This window comes from archaeon CG10_big_fil_rev_8_21_14_0_10_43_11 (assembly GCA_002763265.1).
In the GTDB taxonomy this organism is placed as follows: domain Archaea; phylum Nanobdellota; class Nanobdellia; order PEZQ01; family PEZQ01; genus PEZQ01.
Window position 1 is genome coordinate 20,150 of record PEZQ01000011.1, and the last position, 2,460, is coordinate 22,609.

General features: G+C 43.5%; 1 protein-coding gene and 2 pseudogenes (2 of these 3 only partly in view). All 3 read right to left on the bottom strand.

The window, feature by feature from the left end; genetic code table 11:
• A pseudogene (locus COT72_05670) lies at positions 1-20 on the bottom strand (hypothetical protein); it reaches 334 nt to the left of the window's first position.
• A pseudogene (locus tag COT72_05675) lies at positions 1-1,281 on the bottom strand (hypothetical protein) (it extends 90 nt beyond the left edge of the window). Before COT72_05675 ends, COT72_05670 begins: the two co-directional pseudogenes overlap by 110 nt.
• Positions 1,278-2,460, bottom strand: a 1,183-nt coding sequence (locus tag COT72_05680; GenBank protein ID PIN99612.1) for a hypothetical protein, incomplete at its 5' end; no start/stop codon positions are given. The gene COT72_05680 and the pseudogene COT72_05675, both read right to left, overlap by 4 nt.

Below are 2,460 nucleotides of genomic sequence, written 5' to 3' on the forward strand. Positions count from 1 at the left end.
AATACGCAGATTTCGGTCATTAAAAATGCTTCCCGCAGTTGTAAATGAATAGTCAGGGTCATCAAACCGAATGCTTGAAAACGTGTTATTTAACTCATAATCGGTTTTGAGAATGTATGTCACGTTCATGCAGGTCCACGTGTCCTGCGCTGTGCTGTTGAGTGTTGTTACTGAAATGTTTGTAACACTTTGTGCATTGTAATTTGTTGTCGTTATGGTCTCTAGCCATGATTGGTCAGCAACACGTGAAACCCGCACGTCATTATCAACCGTGCCAGATACAAGATTGATATACAAGCAAAACGTGGCATTTTCAAAGGTTCTGTTTTTTGGAATGTCACTAATATTTACCCGCGTTTGCGACTCATACTCCTGTGATGAACGCACATACACGTCAGCAACTATGTCTGCTGCAGTGAGCACTTCTTCTTCATAGATGCGCGTCTCATCAACAGTTACCCCATTTGCGCTGGTATTAAAAAATGCCATGTCATAGGTTCCAGCGTCAAATTCTGCTTGTGTGCCAACCCGCCAGGCAAGAAGCAGGGGTGTAATATACGACTCAATTGTGATGGGGATAGCAACCGTGCCTAATTCGCTTTCCAAAAGCACCTGACCAAAAAAAGTGCCGCGAACGCCTGCTGTTGAAATATTTAATGGCAATACGCTATTTGCATTCGGGCTAAGCAGCGCGCTTGTCTGGTTTTCGTTAATCACGGTTGACGCGTTTAAATCAACCCTGTTTTCAACGCCTAAAATGGTTGCATTAATGGTGATGCTTGTGCTTCCTACATTGAACACCGTTATGTTCACGTGTTTATACCCTGAATCAGAAACAAGCACGCTCACGCGTTTAGGCTCGGCGTAGAAGGTTAATTCTTCAACAAGAAGGGTTCCGTTTGAGAAGGTGCTTACGCGCAACACATGCGCTCCCGTGCGTGTAGGAATCTCGCCAACAACGTCATAATCAAAACTGCGAAACACATCAGTAATCCCCCCTGTTTTTCCATAGTACGCGACTTGAAGCGTTTGATTTGCAATATATGTCCGGTTTGCAATAATCTGTTCAGGAATTGAGATGCGCACGATTTCACTTGCAGGATACCCCTGCGAATGCACTTTTTCCATGGTTAAAAAGAGGGTATTAACCACGTTTTCAACACCAACTGAACTTCCAAGTGCGCTAATTGACGTGTTATAGACGTAAATAATAGGTGCAATAACTGCAATAAGCACGGCTACTAAAATCATGTACTCAATTGCCACCTGTCCTTGTGTCATTCTTGTGCTTGCACCTGTATGCGGTCGAGATACAGCCTGTTTTGCGTTGCCTCTTTATTTCTGCTGTTGTCAACAAACGTAACATTCAATTGCCCGTCAGAAACACTGCTTGTTACGATTTGCGTGAATGTCTGGTCAGTGAGGCTGGTAATGTTTCCTACAAATACACCATCAGCATACACGCTAAACACCTCACCATCAGTTCTGCCTTCAACAGAGAGCGTGTACGTGCTAAACGCGGTTGAAATACTGTCAATGGTGTAGTTTGCATCCATTGAGTAATTTGTATATCCCGTAAGCAGGGTCACATTATCAATTTCAGCATCTTCATTGTTTAAACTCATGTGCCCGACAAACCTGAGGCCAAAATCAGGAATACTCGTGTTCTGTCCGGTTAGATTAAAAAATTCATTATGCCACGTATTGTCGTCATCAATATCTCCATCCCAACTATCAAGAATTGACCATGACCCGTTATAGATTTCAACACGCACATATTCACCGGTGTCAAACGTGTTTTCAATCCATCTCCATACATCAAGCTCTAAATGCGTGTGATTTTGCAAATCAAATGCGTTTGTTACGGTGAGATAACAGAGGTTGTCACAGTTGTCAATATGCGCAACAAGATTACTGCCATCTCCTCCAAGATTTTCTTCGTTTGTTCCAATATCCCAGCCACCATCCCCACTTTCTGTCCAATTGGTCCATTCAACATCATTACCAAATGTTTCAAAGAAAAGCGTGTAATTTGCGACTCCCCCCTCACCTTCATCTACTGTGCGAATCACATCGTCAGAATCATTGAGATTTGCAATGCTTCCTGACTGTCCAACACCAAACACGAATGATTCAGAAGTTACATTATAATACACATCAGAAAGTGCCGGCTTGTATTCATAGACTACGCTTATGTTATACCCAATTGGCGAAAATGACGCATTACCTCTGCTGTGGTTTACGCGCAGCTGGAAGTAGGTGTTGTTTGCCACGCTCAACGTCTGTGGTGAGATGTCATCAATATCTGTGTACGTTTCACCACTACAAAAAACATCATCACAACTGCGCACGCTCACGTCCAGTCGCAAAGCACCCCGTTCATACACGTCACGTATTTCTGTGTTGTTGAGTGTGCGGTTCCAGAGGGCGAATTCGTCGATGAGTCCGTTCCATCCGTTT